Below are 19,640 nucleotides of genomic sequence, written 5' to 3' on the forward strand. Positions count from 1 at the left end.
ACTATACTCAATGCATAAAAGCCACGCAATGGGTGTAGCCGGGGAAATCAAGCTAGATCGGCACTTTCGACCGACTTGTTGCAATTATACAACAACCTGTTAAGCGCAGACACTTTGTCTTTACACAGTTTTGCAACACGGTCAAACCCCATGCAAACTGCACCACGTACACCAATATAGGAAGGTTTCATTTTAACTATATTTTCAATATTTTCCATATTGAGAGAACCTGCCAGGCCTGTCTGCATCCCTTCGGCCATTCGCAGGAAAATCGCCAGGCTCTCCATGTCCAAATGTGCAAGCAGACTTCGGCCATCTTTATTGGCAGTATCCAGCATGACACCCCAGAAACCTGCCTCGCGCAACAAAGGCAGCAAGCTAAATTGAGGTGAGAGATCTGCCATCAATACTGCGACGACTGCCAGGTTATGCCTGGCAATCAGCGGCTGCACAGCATGAATGCAGGCAATATTTTCCTGTTCATTGCCAAAAAAACCTATTTTAATAATATCGACACCTGTGGCCGCCATCTGCATGACAGCATGGCAAATCAGCGTAGGCGACATCGGCAAATCGCCAGTCGTTGCACTGGTTATCCTGCGGCCGCCAACAGCTATCACTGCTTCACTGACGACTGATAGGGGTAAGGCCCCTAGCGCCCCTTGGGAGGGATTTTTCATGTCAATAATGTCAGCCCCCCCCTCCAAAGCCAGCAAGGCTTCTTCCACTGAGGTTACGCTGATCAGCAACTTGCTCATGCCTGGTTATCTCCCGTCATTGCAGCCTTATGATTCTCTACCTTGTCGATCAGCCACTGCCAGGCTTCCAACTCACGCTCTCCAGCTGTTTTCTCTACCGCAATTCTCAAATAATTGATTTCAGTCTCGATCTTTTCAATCGGTAGCATGTGCAGGCGGCTTACCAGCACCGCAAGCTCAATCACCGCGGCTTGTGCGCGGTTGAATCCGCGAAATGCAGCATGAATTTCTTCATGGACAATGCGGCAATAGAGCTCAGGACGCGTCTGGTCGTCCTTGACTTCTACCAGCTCCAGCTCCTGATGCGTCAGGGCAGATGCCAGCACCACACCATTGATCTTGCAAGCATTGGTGAGTGGCCAATCATGGCGCCCGGTCACCCCACCGGCAAAAGGCCGGACATCATCGGTAAAATTCAGGACGGCTTGTCGTGTCGAAAGCAGGTTGTCCAATGTCACCGAAGGCCTGAATGGCGCGATCAATACGAGTCCATTGTGCTCCCTCACTCCAAATGGGGCGATATGGGCTTCCCCTTTACAGCTGAGCGAGGTCAGTATGCTTTCATAAATCATGTGCCAGGCACTTTCCTTGTTCTGCGAGGCCCGCAACTCACCTCATCGGCCGTCGACTCCTGCATGGCCTCTTCGATCCTGCGAGGTCCGCAAGCCGTTGATTCACTGCCTTGCTCACCCCGCCTCTCCCTTTTCTCTTTCAAGGCGGCATCCCGATGCCCCACTCTGCCGCCCGGGTTCTTTGCCAAGGTGGCGCAGCCCCATTCCAGCTCCTCGTCCTGGCTGTAGCGCTTCTTCAACTGCCACGCAATCTGCGCACGCGCCAGCTCCACGCCAAGATAAAAAGCATGCGAGCCGTCTTGATCTACATTGAGATAGGGATAAAGCCTGAAAGGATCAGTATCGCAGTACAGTCCATCCCGGTTGAAGATATGCATGCCATGCTTGCTGGTAATAATGCGAAAACTCGGATCCTTGATCTGGGAGGCGAGCTCCTGCACCTCCTCAGGCGTATAGGTGAAGGGGCGCTTATCATGCAAACCTAACAGGCCGTCACTGTAATCCCTGGGCAGACGTTTTTCTTCTCGGGCTGCATACATCATGCGCCGCGCGACATCCGCCTCAGCCACTGCATATACGGCATGTGAGCTGACGGACGTTGCCAGCACGGCATTGATCCCGAGCTCGGTGATGATACCGAACAATATCGCATTGATGCCGGTAGTATCCGCATCCGTCAGCTCAGTCAGGTTGCCCACCCCCATCATGATGTCTATTTCCGGGTAGCGTTTCCTTAAGCGCTGGTAACGCACGATAGAGTCAGTGAATCCAAACGGGATCGGATCCAGGATAGCATCCGCAATAAATGGCTTACCGCGCTTCAGCATCACCTCTATGGCACGGTAAAGTGATCTGGGATTGGTTGGCGTGGTCGGAATCAGGATGGGCGTAGCGTCTACCTCATCAGCAATCCACAGGGTTTTTTCTGTCAGGCTCAACAGGTAATCTGCACCGGCTTTACCCGCTAGCAACAAGTCATCGGTGTTCAACGAGTCCACGCTTACCTTGAAGCCTTCCTGCTTCAGCGCATCAATAGCGTCCTTTAGGTGAGGGAAAGGCGTGTTGGGCAGGCAGCCCAGGTCAATCACATCAGCCCCTTGGCGGCGGAACTCCTGCGCACGCGCCACCACGCCATCCACAGTCAGCTGAGGCGCTTCGACAATCTCGGCAAAAATCTTGACGTCGAATTTGGACAAATCCACCTCGCGCCCTCCTCTGCCAAAAAACTGTGGTAAATCCTTGAGGTCGTCGGGCCCCCGGACGACGGGAACGCCATATTTCTCCTCAAGTAGCCCCAAATCACCCTTACAGAGCCCCGGAACAATGATACGGTCAGCATCCCCTGCATCAGGCAGGCGCCGCATGATCAGTTGTGGGGTCAACAAAGCAGCCACAGAGACACCGAGCTGAGCGATGCGGTAGTTGAACTCGGTAGGCTGCATATCCTCAAGCACCTTATGCAGGCTTTTTTCTGCAAGCTTCCCGGTCAGGAATAAGATGTTTTCAGACATGCGAGCCTAGCTTGAATTGCCGCTTGCAATTGCTGCATATCATTGACCACCGTGGTGTCCTCATAGGTCTGGAGCCTTGCGATGTTATCCAGGTCAATACGACGCGGAAACACCTTGACCACATTGTCGCGAGGAGCTTCCGATTCCAGCTCGGGAGCGGTATCACATGCAAACACGATACTTGGCACACCGCATTTTCCCGCCTGTGCATATACGTTGGTCACGAGCGTGTCAGAAATTCCATATACCATCTTGGCAATGGTGTTGGAGGTTGCCGGCGCGATCACGACACTGTGATAGTTGCCGTAATAAAACATTTCTACGGGAACCGCGCTTGCCGTCTTGTCCTGAAAAACCTTGGCCACGCTATGCTTGAAACCGTACTGCTGAAGTACCTCGGCTGCCGCACGGCTCAGGAAAAGATCGACGTCTTGCAGGCCGCTAATGATCTCCAAGCACTCCCGCAGATAATGGCCGGAGCCTGTAATTGCCCAAGCCAGTTTTGGTTTTTCTGCCGTTTTCACGCCTGCCTTAAGCCCCGAAAGGATGACGCAAGACGATGGTTTCATCGCGCTCAGGGCCTGTGGAGACGATATCCACAGGGACTTCGCACAACGCCTCCAGGCGCTTGAGATAATTGCGGGCATTTTGCGGCAGGTCTTCCCAGCGGCTGATGCCGAAGGTGCTCTCATCCCATCCCGGCAATGTCTCGTAGACCGGTTGGCAACGCGCCACATCGTCCGCACCCACCGGCAACAAATCGACAGGCTTGCCGTCCAACTCATACCCGGTACAGATATTCAGCTCCTTGATGCCATCCAATACATCAAGCTTGGTAATGCACAAGCCCGTCAGGCCGTTGATACGGGCGGAGCGGCGTAAAGCGGCAGCATCAAACCAGCCGCAACGACGCTTGCGCTTGGTTACGGTACCGATCTCACGGCCCTTATCGGACATTTGGAATCCTGGCGAATCTTCGGTCTCGATGTCCAACTCGCTTGGAAAAGGGCCGCCACCGACACGGGTAGTATAGGCCTTGGTAATGCCGAGCACATAGTGAAGCATGCTCGGACCGACACCGGTGCCCGCCGCGGCCTGGCCAGAGATGCAATTCGAGGACGTCACGTAAGGATATGTGCCATGATCAACGTCGAGCAATGTACCTTGCGCGCCCTCGAACAAAAGGTTCTGCCCAGCCTTGTTGGCCTCATAGAGTGCAGCCGAGATATCCGTCACCAGCGGTTGAAGCAACGGTGCCTTGGACAAGGCCTCATCCAGTTGTTGTTGATAGTCTACAGCCTCGGCATTGAGGTATTTGGTCAATACGAAATTATGGTAGTCCAGCACTTCCCTGAGCTTTTCGGCGAAACGCTCAGGATAGAACAGGTCATAAACACGCAAGGCACGACGGGCGACCTTGTCTTCATAAGTCGGGCCTATCCCCTTGCCTGTGGTGCCGATCTTGCGGCCAGGTTCGCGCGCAGCCTCCCGCGCCTTGTCCAAGCGCACGTGATACTCCAGAATCAATGGGCAGCCTGGGCTGACCTTCAAGCGGTTGCGAACCTCGAGACCAGCCTTTTCCAGACCATCGATTTCGAACAAGAGATGATTGGCATCAAGTACCACGCCGTTGCCGATATAGCAATTGACGCCTTCGCGTACAATGCCCGAGGGAACAAGATTGAGCTTATATTCTTTCTGTGAGGCACCTTGACCGATGACCAAGGTATGGCCCGCATTGTGGCCACCCTGAAAACGCACGACACCTTGTGCGTGGTCCGTCAACCAGTCTACGATCTTACCTTTACCCTCATCTCCCCATTGGGTACCGATAACGACGACGTTCTTACTCATGAATAGATCCAATAGATAGATTTATAACTCGGGAGCGGCCACTACGACCCACTCTCCATTTTGCTGGACCAAGATGCGATCGCAACCCAGTTCCGCACGATAGGGCTCCTGCCCCGGCAAATCTTGAATAACCACCTGCCCCTGCGCGCGCAAACTCTCGACCACAAAGATTAGCGCATCATCTGCAATAGCCGGTGCAAAAATAGCGCCCACGGTCTCAGCGACGGGCAATGAGCTCACCACGCCGCGCAAGTCCAGGCTGAAACCGGTCGCTGGTCGGGCCCGACCAAAAATGGCGCCTACCTCGTCGTAGCGGCCACCCCGCGCCAACGGCCCGGCATATCCTTGCGCGTAAGCGGCGAAGACGATGCCGCTATGATAGTGATAGCCACGCAACTCTGCGAGGTCAAAGCATACCTTGACATCAAGATCGTCCAAGCCTGCGCCGACCGCCTTGAGGTCACGCAGCGCCTGCTGGATTTTTTCTGTCTGCGGCAAGCGCTTGGCAGCTTGCTCAAGCACGCTGATATCACCACTCAGCTCGGTCAGACTTGACAGGGCCTCCAAGGTATCCGGGTTTAAACCTCGCCCCAGCGCACGTACCGCCGCCTGATCCTTGCTTTGCAAGGCTGCGTACAGCTCCTGCTCCTGAGCCTCACCGATCCCGGCATGTTCAAGCAGGCTGGCAAAAATGCCGACATGACTGACATCAATATATAAGGTATCCAGGCCAACCGTATGCAAGGCCTTGATCATCAGCCGCTGGATTTCAATATCGCTCTCGACGCCAGCATGTCCATAGAGCTCAGCACCGACGTGCAAGGGCTCGCGGCTGCGCGCAAGACCGTCTGGCGATGTGCGCAATACGCTGCCGGCATAACACAGGCGAGTCACTCCCTGATTGTTCAGCATGTGCGCATCAATACGGGCTGTTTGTGGCGTGATATCCGCTCGGATACCCATGAGCTTTCCGGTCAACTGGTCAACCACCTTGAAAGTGGCAATATCCAGATCATGGCCGATACCAGTCGTCAATGATTCCATATACTCCATCATGGGAGGAATCACATACAGGTAGCCATGCACCTTGAACAAATCCAGTAGGCTGCGCCGCAATTGCTCGACGCGGGCAGCCTCTGCCGGGAGTACATCTTCGATGTATTCAGGAAGTAACCAGTTACGCATTATTTTCTATGAAGTTGAGAGGCTAGTGCAGCAACAGCACAATAAGCAAGCCAGCCAGCATGGATGCCAGCCCGACAAAACGCAACTGTCCATCCTTCATTTCCACCATGCGCTGAAACGTCTGCCTCCAAGCCTGCGGGGCGACCAAGGGCAGTATGCCCTCGATCACCAGCACCAGTCCAAAGGCAAGCAGCAAGCTGGATGTCAAGATCTAAGTTCCCGGCTATTTGCCAGTGCTGCCTGCACGGCCCGAATTACGCATATATTTGAAAAAGTCCGAGCTGGGATCCAACACCATGACGTCACTCTTGCTATTGAAGCTATTGCGGTAAGCGTCAAGGCTACGATAGAACGCATAGAACTCAGGATTCTTGCTGTACGCCTGGGAATAGATTTCAGCTGCCTTGGCATCCCCTTCGCCCTTGATTTTCTGAGCCTGGCTAAATGCTTCGGCAATGATGACCTCACGCTGTTTGTCAGCATCAGCCCGGATTTTCTCCGCTTCTCCGGCCCCCCTAGAGCGCAGCTCATTGGCAACACGCTTACGCTCGGCTTCCATCCGTTGGTAGACAGATTCGCTCACCTCCTGAGGAAGATCGACCCGGCGCAATCGCACGTCCAAGACTTGGATACCCATCTGGCGTGAGTCACGGTCTGCACGTTGACGCAGAATCTCCATGATCTTGCTACGCTCCCCAGACACTACCTCATGAATGGTACGCTTACCAAACTCGGCACGCAGGCCATCGTTGACCGTCTGAGACAGTCGGCGCTCTGCCTGCAACTCATCACCCTTGACGGAGACGTAATATTTGGCTGGATCAATGATGCGCCACTTGATGAAAGAGTCTACCAGCACGTTTTTCTTTTCACTGGTCAGAAAGCGGTCGGGCTCCACCCAGTTCAACGTCAGGATGCGTTTGTCAAAATAACGCACGTTATCCACCAATGGCACCTTGAAGTAAAGCCCGGGCTCTTTTTTCACTGCGACAATTTCCCCCAGCCGGAATACCAAGGCATATTCGCGCTGATCCACACTAAAGGCAGACAAGCTCAGCAGTAGCAAGGCGGCAATCAGGCCCAAGAGTACTGTTCCAAGATTTCGCATTATCGGCTCTCCCTGTCTCGACTACGGAATGAATCCCGTGAACGCTGGATACTGGTATCAAGCTCAGAGGAGCTGCTTGGCATGACCGGTTGCACGGAAGGTGCAGTCGCCGGATTCGCGCCCGAAGCCGATAATAGCTTGTCGAGTGGCAGGTACAGCAAGCTGTTGTTACCCTTCTGGTCAACCACGACCTTACTGACGCTGGACATGATCTGTTCTTGCGCGTCCAAATATAAGCGCTGACGCGTAACTTCAGGCGCACGCTGATACTGGGTCAGGATTTGTTCAAACCGGCTGGCGTTACCGCGGGCCTCATTCTCGACGCGCAACTTGTAACCTTCAGCCTCTTCCAGCAAGCGAGATGCCGTACCACGCGCACGAGGAATGACATCATTAGCATAAGCATATCCCTCATTCTTCTGACGCTCGAGATCCTGTCCTGCCTTGACAGCATCATCAAATGCCGCCTGCACCTGCTCTGGCGGTTGAGCATTCTGCATCGTGACATTGACAATATTAATGCCTGTGGAATACCTATCCAGGATCTCCTGCATCAATTGCTTGGCCAGCACAGCAATTTCTTCACGACCTTCATATAGTGCAAAGTCCATCTTGCTCTTGCCTACGATTTCCCGAATTGCGGTTTCGGCGATGCCGCGCACAGACTCCTCCGCAAATCGGTTATTAAACAAGGTCTCTTCCACATTCTTCAGGTTGTACTGAACCGCAAACTGCAGATCAATGATGTTTTCATCATCCGTCAGCATGAGCGATTCCCTGAGCTCGCGCCCGCGGGTAGAACCACCTTCGGCAGAACGATACCCGACTTCTATGGTGCGCACCTGCTCCATATTGACTACGGTCACACTTTCTATCGGGTATGGCAGGTGCCACCGTGGGCCTGGCATAGTGGTTTCCACATGCTTACCGAAGCGTAGAACGACGCCACGAGACCCTTGATCGACAATATAGAAACCCGTTGCAAACCAAATGACGGCAACAAGGCCCAAGGCAGGCAATACCGGAATTGTCCTTGCTTCGGGATTAGGCTCACCGCCTGTACCGCCACCCTTGCCGAACAAGCCACTCAACTTGCGACTGAACTGTCGGAATACTTCATCCAAATCGGGCGGACCATCGTTATTACGATTGCCCCAACCGGGATCGTTAGCCATGCATCACTCCGAAAAAATCAAAAAATTATGCGTTTTGATAGGATTGCGTCAACTGATCTTGCAACCCTTGCTGATGTTCAAGCAAAGCTTGACGTAAGAGGTCAAGCCCTTCTCCTGTCTTGGCAGAAACACGCACTTTCGAAATTCTACCATATTCGTCGCGATCAAGCCCGGGCGGGATTCCAACACGATCAATCTGATTCAACACCAGCACCTGCGGAACATCTTGGGCGCCAATCTCGGACAGGACAAGATTAACTTGCTCAACTTGCTCATCGCGACTATCGCTAGCCACATCGACGATATGGAGAAGTAAGTCAGCCTGCACCGCCTCCTCCAGCGTCGCACCGAACGCCTCGACTAGCGCATGAGGCAAATGCTTGATAAACCCTACTGTATCCGACATCACGACCGGACCGCCGTCAGGAATGTAGAGTTTACGGGAGGTGGTATCCAGGGTAGCGAACAACTGGTCAGCCGCATAGACACCGGATTGAGTCAACCTATTGAATAAAGTGGATTTACCGGCATTGGTATAACCGACCAGAGAGACTGAAAGAACCTGGGAACGCCGACGGGCACGACGCTGCATGCCACGCTGTTGCTTGAGCTTGGCGAGCTTCTCGCGCAATTGCTTGACGCGTATACGCAACATGCGCCTGTCCAGCTCAAGCTGGGTTTCGCCGGGGCCTCCACGCACCCCAATGCCGCCCTTTTGACGCTCAAGATGGGTCCAACCACGCACCAATCGCGTAGACAAGTGCTCCAGCTGGGCAAGCTCCACCTGCAGCTTGCCTTCATGGCTTTGTGCACGGAGTGCAAAGATATCGAGGATCAGCCCCGTCCTGTCGACGACACGTACTTCCAGCAACCGCTCAAGATTACGCTGCTGTGAAGGGCTGAGATCATGGTTGAATACTGCGACCTTGGCATCGGTAGTCTTCACTACGGCTAGCAACTCATCCGCCTTGCCGCTACCGACAAAAAACTTGGGATCAGGTTTGGGACGGCGTGCTTCCACCGTCCCGGCAATCGACATACCAGCGCTGACAACGAGCTGTCGCAACTCTTGCAGGCTTTCCTCATACCCAGGATCGCCAAAATCCACGCTTACCAGTACGGAAGCATCTCCACCGACTGGCCGATCAAACATACGAGCAGATACTTAACAAAAATTAACTTTCGGACGTAGGAGTGGGCCCGTGGGGAATGGAAACCGCACGGCCTGGCACAATGGTGGAAATAGCATGCTTATATACCATCTGGGTGACGGTATTCTTGAGCAGGATGACATATTGATCAAAGGAATCCACCTGCCCCTGCAATTTGATCCCGTTGACGAGATAAATCGAAACAGGCACGTGCTCCTTGCGCAATGTATTCAGAAAGGGGTCTTGTAACATCTGCCCTTTAACGCTCATATTGATGCTCCTTTACCTTGTAGTTGTATATATAGGGAGTTTTATTCTTGAAAAGCAACTTTACGTGAAAAACTTTCCCCAAGCTAGCGCTTGCCACCAGTGACTGGCAAATTCCCTGCCTCTCAATAGTGGGGCCTACAGGCTGAAAAACAAGTGCTACGCCGATGCCGCAGCGACAGAACATTGCCAGCTTGTGATTAGGACTACAGAGAAACCAAATTGTTCTATCGTTTGGCAGGCTTTTTTATCATACGTTAACTTGCAATACGGATCGCATTCTTGCCAAGCTCTCCTCCTGTCCCAACAGCACCATCACAGCATCAATACTGGGCGACTGGTCACTGCCGGTCAGCATCACCCGCAATGGCATTGCCACCTTGGGAAACTTGAGCGCGTTTTGGGTAACAGCCCCCTGAATGACCTCATGAAGTTTTTCCCGCGTCCACTCTATGTCCTTCAACTCCTCTAACAAGGCAGTCAGGACGGGCAATATCTCAGGAGTCAAATATTTTTCCAGCAGTGAAGCTTCAATATTGGGCCTACGGTAGAAATAGGCAATACTGCCTGCAATCTGGTTGAGCGTACTGGCGCGATCACGGTACAGCGCAATCACTCCCTGCAAATCCACACGATCACTTACTTGAATGCCGGCATCGGCCAGACGCTTGGCAATATCCACTGCCAAACGCCCTAGCTCCGCCTGTTTAATGTAGTGGGCATTGAGCCAATTGAGCTTTTCTGTATTGAATTGGGCTGCAGAAGGTGTGATATGGTCGAACCCGAACCATTCACAGAATTGGCTCATGGTGAATATTTCGTCGTCTCCATGAGACCACCCGAGACGGGCCAGATAATTCAGCACTGCTTCCGGCAAATACCCATCTTCATGATATTGCATGACGCTGACGGCGCCATGGCGCTTGGACAGTTTCTGTCCGTCATCTCCGAGAATCATGGAAAGATGGGCATATTGGGGGATGGTCGCCCCAAGAGCCTGCAGCAAGTTGATCTGGCGTGGCGTGTTATTGACATGGTCATCTCCGCGGATGACATGGGTAATGCCCATGTCCCAGTCGTCGACCACAACGCAGAAATTATAGGTAGGTGTACCATCTGCCCGCGCAATGATCAGGTCGTCCAACTCTTCGTTCGCAATGCTGATCTCCCCCTTGACCAAGTCATTCCAGACGACATTGCCTGCGCGCGGATTCTTGAAGCGTACGACAGGAGGAATATCCGCCGGTATAGCGGGCAACACTTTGCCCGACTCAGGACGCCACCGCCCATCATAGCGGGGCTTCTTGCCTTCCCGCATTTGCTGCTCGCGCAATGCATCCAGCTCCTCGCGGCTACAGTAGCAATGATAGGCATGACCTTCATCCAGCAGTTTTCCGATCACCACCTTATAGCGATCCATGCGCTGCATTTGGTAAAACGGGCCCTCATCCCAGTCCAACCCCAACCAGCGCATACCATCCAGAATGGCTTGCACGGCTTCCGGTGTCGAGCGCGCCACATCGGTATCTTCAATTCTCAAAATAAAAGATCCAGCATGCTTGCGGGCATAAGCCCATGAAAACAAGGCAGTGCGGGCGCCTCCAATATGCAGGAAACCGGTAGGACTGGGAGCAAAACGGGTACGAACTGTCATGAGAAATGATGGTGGTTGTAAACGGGCAATTCTAACATGGCCCTATAGAATTGATGATAAGCCTAGTCACATTGAGAAACCGGCACAAACACGGTCTCTCAATGCAAGGCCATACACACACAAACTATTTGCTCGCGTGCCTGTCAGGCTGCTCATACTGTGCAGTCTTCCACCCACCACCCAGCGCCTTGAACAGGTCAACTGTTGCCGTCAAGCGTGCCTGGCGACTCTGGATGAACGCAAGTACCGCATCATTGTAGACACGTTGCGAATCCAAGACGTCAAGATAGGCCGAATACCCTGATTTATAGCGATTCTCGGAAACCTCCAACGCCTTCTTTGCCGACTCCTGGCTGACCTTCAGAGCTTCTTCGCGCTCTCGACTCTGGCGGACCGCCACTAACGCATCCTTTACCTCCTTGAATGCTGTCTGGATAGAACTCTGATAAGTCGACAAAGCTTGCTTTTGTCTGGCTGTCGCCTGATCCACTCGCGCAGACAAACGGCCTGCGTTGAAAATTGGTAGATTCAGGCCGAGCCCCGTTGTCCATACCCGCGAAGGAGATTCCAGCAGCCGGTTCAAATTGGCACTCTCTCCTCCATAATTTGCGGTCAAGGTAATGCTAGGAAACAATGCAGCTTTCGCAACACCAATCTGCGCGTTCTCCGAAATCAGCGCCTGCTCTGCCTCGCGGATGTCAGGACGTGCCTCCAGCAAGGTAGACGGGAGCCCTGCAGGTGGCACAGGCGGACTCGGCAACTGATGGATATCACCGCTTACCGGCACATTGAGCTCCAAATCCCCAGTCAAGACAGCAAGCTGATGTTGAATCACTTCACGCTGCCGCACAAGGTCGGCCAGCTGCGCCACCAGATTGGAGTGGGAAACTTCGGCCTGATGCACATCCAGGATGGAAGCTACACCGCCATCAAGACGACGCTTGGTCAACGCCAGGCTTTCCTCCCGGCTTTTCAGCGTTTCCCTCGACACAGCAATCTGGGCTTCCAAGCTGCGCAACAGCAGGTAATTGCTGGCGACCAGACCTGAAAGCGAAAGGCTCACTGTATCCTTGGCAAAATAAGTTGCCAATGCCTGGGCACGTGCAGCTTCACGCGCACGGCGTAGCCTTCCCCAGAAATCCAATTCGAACGATGTGCCCAGCTGCAGGTTGTATGTTTCACGAATGACAGGAACCCCTGGAAAGATCGGGAAGGCCCCGGTTTCGGTCACTTTCTGGCGAATTGCATTTCCTGTCATGTCGATCTGGGGAAACAAGGCAGCACCCGCTTCCCGCAAGGCGGCATCAGCCTCCTCTATACGAGCTACCGCTTTCGCAATATCGACATTATCCGCAAATGCCTTTTTCATGAGGTCATTCAACACCGGATCCTCAAAACTCTCCCACCAAGCATCCAGGTCTAATGAAGCCTGTTCGGAAGCCGGCGTAGCTTCAGCAGCACTAAAACTGGCTGGCAGTTTCGTCGCTGGCCGATGGTAATCCGGCCCTACCATGCAACCGGTCAAAGCCAAGGCAACGGCAGCATAAATCAGTTTATGACGCAACATCATGCTGTTTCCTTTTGATCATCGTGATGCACACGTTTACTGGTTTCACTGGACAACCAGGTAAAAAACATCGGAATGAATATTGTCGCAATAAATGTAGCCATCAGCATTCCGCCAAAAACACCGGTTCCCATGGATTGGCGAGCCGCAGCACCTGCACCTGAAGCAACCACCAAAGGCACAATACCCAGAACGAAAGCCATCGATGTCATGACAATCGGGCGGAAGCGCAGCTTTGCTGCTTCGATGGCCGCCTGCTTGAGCGGCAACCCCTCTTCCAGTTTCTGGCTCGCGAACTCAACGATCAAAATGGCATTTTTCGCAGCCAAGCCCACCAGGGTGACCAAGCCGATCTGGAAATAGATGTCGTTAGGCATGCCCCTGAACATCACAGCCAGCAAGGCACCTACCAATGCGAACGGTACAGCCATGATGACCGCAAGCGGCAAGGCCCAGGTTTCAAACTGCGCCGCCAGAATCAGGAACACCATCACGATGGCAAAACTGAATGCGAAGATCGCCGCATTGCCTGTGAGCTTCTCCTGGTAAGCTTGGCTGGTCCAGGCCAATTGGTATCCAGAAGGCAAGGTGTCATTGGCAATCTGCTCGATTAGCTTGATCGCATCACCCGAGCTGACGCCATAAGCGCCTCCCCCCATCACCTTGGCCGCCAGCAGGCCCTGGTAGCGCTCCAACTGCTCGGCACCAATGATTTCCTTCACCTTGCTCAGCGCCGACATGGGGATCATTTCCCCTCCGGCAGACCTGACATAGACGCGCCCGATATCCTCAGGCTTCATCCGATATGCCGGCTCCGCTTGCAATTGCACTCTATAAGTCCGGCCAGAACGATTGAAGTCATTCACATATAAAGTGCCCATCGTGCTTTGCAATGTAGCGTAGACATCAGCAATCGGCACGCCCAGAGACAACGCCTTGGCTTCATCTACCTCAATCGCGAGCTGTGGCACAGTCGGCCGAAAGAAAGTATTGATCCCTGTCAAACGCGGCTCTTTGCGCAAGGCGTCCATAAAGTTATTCACCACCTCTGAAAGATGGATAGGGTCAGTATCTTCGCGGCTCTGAATATACATTTCCATACTGCCAGAACTACCAAGGCCACGAATGGCAGGAGGATTGAATGCAATCGCCATGCCATCTGGCTGCATCATGCCGATGCCAAACAGGCGCTGCACAATCTGCTCTGCAGTCGTGGTTCTATCATCCCAGTCTTTCAGTCGCACAAACATCGTGGCTGCACTGGTTTTATTACCACCACCAATCAAATCGAAGCCATTGATTACGAACTGGCTGGCGACCGCAGGATCTTCGGCAATGGTCTTGCGGACATTTTCCATCGTCTTGCTCGTGCGCGAAAGGCTTGCACCATCGGGCATGATCGCAGCCGTCACTACATATCCCTGATCCTCGGGAGGCACAAAACCTGTTGGCACGGTGCGGAACAAATAAGCCCCCGCAATGATGATGCCCACGAACACGCATGCTCCGATGATCCGATGCCGGAGAGTCACTCCGACTACAGATGTATAAAAGTTTGTCAGCTTGTCAAAACCACGATTGAAAGGTCGAAAGAACTTAGACTCGCCATGCGCATGCTTGAGCAGAATGGCACAAAGTGCAGGCGTCAAGGTCAATGCGACAATCCCTGAGATCACTACAGAAACAGCAACCGTTACCGCAAATTGGCGGTACAGCTCACCCGCGATACCTCCCATGAAAGCCACGGGAATAAACACAGCACACAACACCAGTACGATGGCCACTACAGCCCCGGAAACCTGCTGCATGGACTTGATGGCTGCATTCAAAGGAGAAAGCTTTTCCTGGCTCATCAGGCGCTCAATATTCTCCAGCACCACAATGGCATCATCCACCACGATACCAATCGCCAGCACCATGGCAAATAGCGTCAATGTATTGATCGAGAAGCCGAACAGCCATAATCCGGCAAACGTGCCGATCAAGGAAATCGGCACTGCAATGATCGGGATGAGAGTGGCACGCCAGCTCTGCAGAAACAGGAAGACCACTAATACCACCAAGATCATGGCTTCTCCTAGCGTATGCACTACCTCACCGATCGAAGCCTTCACAAAATCACTGGTATCGTAAGGAATACGATAATCCATATCTTCGGGGAATCGCTGCTTCAGCTCCTCCATCTTGGCTTTAATTGCCTCGGCAGTATCCAGTGCATTCGCCCCTGTCTGCAGGAACACCGGTATCCCTACCCCTGGTTGGCCTTGTAGAGTAGTCCGGATATTGTAATTCTGTGCACCCAGCTCTATCCGAGCGACATCCTTAAGATAAAGTACACCGCGTGGACCATTCGCCTTGACAATAATATTCGCAAACTGCTCCGGCTCGATCAAACGGCCTTTCGCGGTCACGGTGTAAACAATTTGCTGATCATCTGGTGCTGGATCTTGCCCTATCCGGCCTGCGGCATACTGTGCATTCTGAGAAGCAATTGCGGCGGCAATATCACTGGTAGTAACCCCTAATTGCGCCATCTTATCCGGACGCAACCATATCCGCATTGAATAATCCTGGGTGCCGAACACAGTCACATCGCCCACGCCTTTGATACGCTTCAACTCATCCAACACATTAATGGTTGCATAATTACTGAGATAGAGCGGATCGTAGGTCTTGTTCGGAGACACTAGCATCAATGCCATCAAAATGTCATTCGACCGCTTCTGAACGATCAAGCCGGTCCGGCGCACATCTTCAGGTAACCGTGGCGTAGCAATATTGACACGGTTGCTCACATTGAAGGTCGCCTGATCTACATCCGTTCCAGTTTCAAAGGTCACGGTAATAGTCAAGGTGCCGCTGGAATCAGCGCTGGATTGATAATAAAGCAAGCCCTCGATGCCACTTAACTGCTCCTCAATCGGCGCAGCCACAGTCTTGGCCAAAGTCTCGGCGCTTGCTCCTGGATAAGTGGCTGTCACCATGACTGTCGGTGGGGCAATTTGCGGATATTGTGCGATGGGAAGCTGGAGTGCAGCAGCCAACCCAGCCAGCACAATAATGATCGATACGACCGATGCAAAAATCGGCCTGGTGATAAAGAATCTCGTCATGATTGTCCTCGCTTAGGCCAATGTGCGACTGATATTGGCTGCGGACTTCTGCTGCCCTCCCTGAGGAAGGGCAGCTTCTTCGGCAGGAGGGTGCGGCTGCAAAGGCGCACCGGGACGAATCTTGATTAGGTTATCAACCACTACCTTCTCGCCAGCATTCAAGCCATTGAGAATCACCCAGTCACGACCTATCCAATCCCCGGTCACCACGGGTCGCACCACAGCATGGTTATTTTCATCCACTACATAAACAAACCTGCCTTGCTGCGAATTCATTACTGCCGACTGAGGCACAAGGAAAACGCCCTCGCGCTCCCCGACCACGACCTTGGCGCGAACAAACTGGCCGGGCAGCAATTTTTTATCTGCATTAGCGAAGGTCGCCCGTAATTGCTGCGTACCAAGCGCAGGATCGATCTGGCTTGCCGCGAAATTGAGCTTGCCAGCCTCGTTATATTCGGAACCGTCCGGAAGCTTCAAAGTAATTTTTTTCACCGTTTTTTCGGTAACGGGGCCACCGAGCTGCTGAATGTCATTATCGGACAGGCTGAAACGCACCCAGATAGGGGACAATTGCACAACAGTAGTTAACAAACTTTCATTGGCGGAAACAAGCGCCCCTTCCGAGAACTGGAAGCGGCCCGAAATACCACTGACAGGGGCTGTCACCTTCGTATAGGATAGATTGAGCTCAGCTTCCCGTACAGTCGCCTGAGCCTGAAGCAGTGATGCCTTGGCTACATCGTCATCAGAGACGGCATTATCGTATTCCCGATGACTAATGGAATTAGACTCCAGCAATCCTTTCAACCGCTCCGCCTCGCGCTTGGTCTGCGCAACCTTTGCCTGGGCTTGCGCCAACTGAGCTTTCGCCTGCTCTAGCGCAATCTGGTATGGCTCTGGATCAATCTGAAACAAGACTTGACCCTCTTTGACTGGCGCCCCCTCTTCATATAACCGCTTTAACAGGATACCGCCAACACGTGGCCGGATCTCGACTTCACGAGCACCTTCAGTCTGGGCCACAGCCTCTGCTGAAATAGGAACGGTAGCGGGCTGCAACTCAACAACGGTAACAGGCAACGCCTGAGCTTCCCCTTGCCCAGCCTGCTGCCCTTCCTTACCACAGGAAACCAAGGTAACGACCACCATCATCGCAAGCACGACCTTCTTGCCAAAATTCATGACCATGGCATTGGCATGAACTGAATTCATTACGCGCACCCTCATATATAACCCCATGTCTTGTAAACAAATTACTTGTTTACATTCATCAAAGAATGTATATTATATACAATCATGTTTGTATGTAAACTATTTTCAGGAAGAACTTAACCGCACATGGCACGCAAAACCAAGGAAGACGCCGAACTCACCCGCCAGCGCATCATCACTGCTGCGCGTGAAGTATTTGCTAAACGAGGGGTCAGCCATACCACCATGGAGCATATTGCCACGCATGCGCAAGTTACCCGTGGTGCCGTTTATTGGCATTTCGCCAATAAACTAGAGTTGTTCCAGGCCATGCGCGACCAAGCCATGCTGCCCTTTATCGATCAATTGGATGCTGCGGCATTAGATAACCAATCAGAAGACCCCTTAGCATCCATAGAGCATTTTTTCTGCAATACGATAAAAACGCTGGAAAAAGACGCCTCGACCCGACAAACCTATGAAATCATGATGGCGAAGTGTGAATATGTTGGCGAATTCAACGACGTACTACAGCAGCTTCTCATCACTTGCCAAGGCTTCATAGACAAAATCCAGCTACTGTACAAAAAAGCTCAGCAAAAAGGATTAATCCATCCAGACCTTGATCCTGCCGCATTAGCAATGGATACTCAACTGTTTTTTGGCGGCGTCCTTAATATGTGGATCAAGGACAATTCGGGTTTAGGATATCGATCAAAGGCCATAGATTTCATAAAGCAACACATTCAGTTTCGCAGAATGACGCAACCCCGCCGTTGAATTCATCAACCTTGTCAACTTCAAGCCATAACGATATGATTTGGAAAAGTATTGGAAAAGGCAAATCGTGGATATTCACAGCGGCGAGATCTATGGCAAACAGACGGGCAGCAAATTTGTCATGTATAACGTGCTCAAGGTTGGAAAACACTCCATTACCCTGCAGAACATAGACAATCCGCTGAGCCTATTTGAAACTACGTTGGCAAAGTTACGCGCATCCGGTTATGTGCGCATCAGCCAGACGCCTTACATCAATATGAATGCTACCGGCAAGAAGCGTAAATCTATTCGCAATCCCACACGTTGCCCTCATACTCTTGACTTTCTGGAAGAACGCGCAGACTCGGAGCGCCCCACCCCTATCATGCCCGACCTGTTCAGCTAAGTTGGGCACCCGCCGCACTATTGACTTAATCTCTTGCTGGCGGCGCGGCCCATAAATCGTGACCGTCAGAATTGACGATCTGAGCCTCCACCAGATCTCCCGGCTGCAAACCATCCGCACCTGACAGATACACGACCCCATCAATCTCAGGCGCATCCGCTGCGGTACGTCCGATCGCCTGATCGCCATCTATGTCATCAATCAGAACTGTTTCAATACGACCAATCTTGCGCCTTTGCTTTTCAGCGCTGATGCTTTCCTGCACCTCCATAAAGCGCGCCAGGCGTTCCTGTTTCAACGGCTCCGGCACAGGATTGTCTAGGGCATTTGCTGCCGCGCCATCCACTGCAGAATAAGCAAAACATCCAACCCGATCCAACTGAGCTTCCTGCAGGAATTCGAGCAGACATTCAAAATCCTCATCGGTCTCACCGGGAAAACCGACGATAAAGGTGCTACGAATCGTGATATCGGGGCAAATTTCTCTCCACGCATTGATCCGCGCCAAATTGTTCTCACTGCTGGCCGGGCGCTTCATGGCCTTGAGAATGCGCGGGCTGGCATGCTGCAAAGGGACATCAAGGTAAGGCAATATCAAGCCATCCGCCATCAATGGGATGATTTCATCTACATGCGGATAAGGGTAGACATAATGCATGCGTACCCAGACACCCAAGCTACCAAGCGCACGCGCCAGCTCCGTCATGCGCGTCTTAACCGGGCGCCCATTCCAGAAGCCTGTTCGGTATTTGACATCAACACCATAAGCGCTTGTATCCTGCGAAATGACCAATAACTCTGCAACACCGGCGTTCACGAGGTTTTCTGCCTCTGTCATGACATCGCCAATTGATCGGCTGACCAGGTCGCCACGCATGGAAGGAATGATGCAAAAACTACATCGATGATTACACCCCTCTGAAATCTTCAGGTAGGCATAATGCTGCGGAGTCAAGCGTATCCCCTGCGGCGGCACCAGGTCAGTATAAGGGTCATGCAGCTTGGGCAAATTGGCATGCACGGCCGTCATCACCTCTTCCAAGGCATGCGGTCCAGTCACAGCGAGCACACCTGGATGCGCAGCCTTGACGACATCACTTTTCGCGCCAAGGCATCCTGTCACGATGACCTTGCCATTTTCAGCCAACGCTTCGCCGATGGCGTCCAAAGACTCTTCCACCGCACTATCGATGAACCCACAAGTATTCACAACAACGAGATCCGCGTCGTCATAGCTGCCAGAAATGGCATAGCCTTCAGCGCGCAGCTGAGTCAGGATACGTTCGGAATCGGAAGACGCCTTGGGACAACCCAGTGACACAAAACCAACCTTGGGACTTTGCAAACTCATATATCAATCCAA

18 protein-coding genes are annotated in these 19,640 nt (G+C 52.6%); 2 read left to right on the forward strand and 16 right to left on the reverse strand.

All coding sequences use genetic code 11. From position 1 onward, the window contains the following. Positions 1-47: 47 nt before the first annotated feature. The 15 genes from MFLA_RS08095 to MFLA_RS08165 all read right to left on the reverse strand — a co-directional run bounded on the left by MFLA_RS08095 (position 48) and on the right by MFLA_RS08165 (position 17,130). A complete protein-coding gene (locus MFLA_RS08095) occupies positions 48-758 on the reverse strand; it encodes a (5-formylfuran-3-yl)methyl phosphate synthase (protein ID WP_011479801.1) in 711 nt (236 codons plus the stop codon). Continuing rightward, positions 755-1,330 (reverse strand): DUF447 domain-containing protein, encoded by a 576-nt coding sequence (locus tag MFLA_RS08100; protein ID WP_011479802.1) that lies wholly within the window; start codon positions 1,328-1,330, stop codon positions 755-757. Before MFLA_RS08100 ends, MFLA_RS08095 begins: the two co-directional genes overlap by 4 nt. Then, entirely contained in the window at positions 1,327-2,841 is a 1,515-nt protein-coding gene (locus MFLA_RS08105; RefSeq protein WP_229407034.1) for a DUF6513 domain-containing protein, read from the reverse strand. Before MFLA_RS08105 ends, MFLA_RS08100 begins: the two co-directional genes overlap by 4 nt. Continuing rightward, the gene (locus tag MFLA_RS08110) at positions 2,817-3,365 is read right to left on the reverse strand and encodes a flavoprotein (RefSeq protein WP_011479804.1); all 549 of its coding nucleotides are present in this window, start codon (positions 3,363-3,365) and stop codon (positions 2,817-2,819) included. Before MFLA_RS08110 ends, MFLA_RS08105 begins: the two co-directional genes overlap by 25 nt. Positions 3,366-3,372: 7 nt before the next feature. Next, a complete protein-coding gene (locus MFLA_RS08115; protein WP_011479805.1) occupies positions 3,373-4,695 on the reverse strand; it encodes an adenylosuccinate synthase in 1,323 nt (440 codons plus the stop codon). A 21-nt stretch (positions 4,696-4,716) separates the two neighbouring features. Beyond that, the gene (locus tag MFLA_RS08120; RefSeq protein WP_011479806.1) at positions 4,717-5,880 is read right to left on the reverse strand and encodes an ATP phosphoribosyltransferase regulatory subunit; all 1,164 of its coding nucleotides are present in this window, start codon (positions 5,878-5,880) and stop codon (positions 4,717-4,719) included. A gap of 22 nt (positions 5,881-5,902) precedes the next feature. Beyond that, positions 5,903-6,088 (reverse strand): DUF2065 domain-containing protein, encoded by a 186-nt coding sequence (locus MFLA_RS08125; protein WP_011479807.1) that lies wholly within the window; start codon positions 6,086-6,088, stop codon positions 5,903-5,905. Positions 6,089-6,103: 15 nt separating this feature from the next. Then, positions 6,104-6,988: a protease modulator HflC gene (hflC, locus tag MFLA_RS08130; protein WP_011479808.1), complete on the reverse strand. Its 885-nt coding sequence runs from the start codon at positions 6,986-6,988 to the stop codon at positions 6,104-6,106. Next, positions 6,988-8,163 (reverse strand): FtsH protease activity modulator HflK, encoded by a 1,176-nt coding sequence (hflK, locus tag MFLA_RS08135; protein WP_011479809.1) that lies wholly within the window; start codon positions 8,161-8,163, stop codon positions 6,988-6,990. Before hflK ends, hflC begins: the two co-directional genes overlap by 1 nt. A 25-nt stretch (positions 8,164-8,188) precedes the next feature. Next, positions 8,189-9,316: a GTPase HflX gene (gene hflX / locus MFLA_RS08140; protein WP_011479810.1), complete on the reverse strand. Its 1,128-nt coding sequence runs from the start codon at positions 9,314-9,316 to the stop codon at positions 8,189-8,191. 22 nt (positions 9,317-9,338) lie between these two features. Beyond that, complete coding sequence (gene hfq / locus MFLA_RS08145; RefSeq protein WP_011479811.1) at positions 9,339-9,584, reverse strand: RNA chaperone Hfq; 246 nt, start codon at positions 9,582-9,584, stop codon at positions 9,339-9,341. Between the two features lie 247 nt (positions 9,585-9,831). Next, the gene (gene gltX / locus MFLA_RS08150) at positions 9,832-11,235 is read right to left on the reverse strand and encodes a glutamate--tRNA ligase (RefSeq protein ID WP_011479812.1); all 1,404 of its coding nucleotides are present in this window, start codon (positions 11,233-11,235) and stop codon (positions 9,832-9,834) included. 124 nt (positions 11,236-11,359) lie between these two features. After that, entirely contained in the window at positions 11,360-12,805 is a 1,446-nt protein-coding gene (locus tag MFLA_RS08155; protein ID WP_011479813.1) for an efflux transporter outer membrane subunit, read from the reverse strand. Further along, entirely contained in the window at positions 12,802-15,915 is a 3,114-nt protein-coding gene (locus MFLA_RS08160; protein ID WP_011479814.1) for an efflux RND transporter permease subunit, read from the reverse strand. The genes MFLA_RS08155 and MFLA_RS08160 overlap by 4 nt, the downstream gene beginning before the upstream one ends. Positions 15,916-15,927: 12 nt before the next feature. Beyond that, positions 15,928-17,130 (reverse strand): efflux RND transporter periplasmic adaptor subunit, encoded by a 1,203-nt coding sequence (locus MFLA_RS08165; protein WP_011479815.1) that lies wholly within the window; start codon positions 17,128-17,130, stop codon positions 15,928-15,930. Between the two features lie 126 nt (positions 17,131-17,256). On the opposite strand from MFLA_RS08165, the gene MFLA_RS08170 reads away from it, so the two are divergent. After that, a complete protein-coding gene (locus MFLA_RS08170) occupies positions 17,257-17,889 on the forward strand; it encodes a TetR family transcriptional regulator (RefSeq protein WP_011479816.1) in 633 nt (210 codons plus the stop codon). A gap of 67 nt (positions 17,890-17,956) precedes the next feature. Then, positions 17,957-18,277 carry a hypothetical protein gene (locus tag MFLA_RS08175; RefSeq protein ID WP_052286286.1) on the forward strand — a complete coding sequence of 107 codons (321 nt, stop codon included), beginning with the start codon at positions 17,957-17,959 and terminating at the stop codon, positions 18,275-18,277. Between the two features lie 25 nt (positions 18,278-18,302). Here the strand turns inward: MFLA_RS08175 and rimO are convergent, their stop codons facing one another. After that, positions 18,303-19,628, reverse strand: coding sequence for a 30S ribosomal protein S12 methylthiotransferase RimO (rimO, locus tag MFLA_RS08180; protein ID WP_011479818.1), 1,326 nt, complete (start codon positions 19,626-19,628; stop codon positions 18,303-18,305). Between the last annotated feature and the right edge of the window lie 12 nt (positions 19,629-19,640).

This window comes from Methylobacillus flagellatus KT (genome assembly GCF_000013705.1).
Taxonomy (GTDB): Bacteria; Pseudomonadota; Gammaproteobacteria; order Burkholderiales; family Methylophilaceae; genus Methylobacillus; species Methylobacillus flagellatus.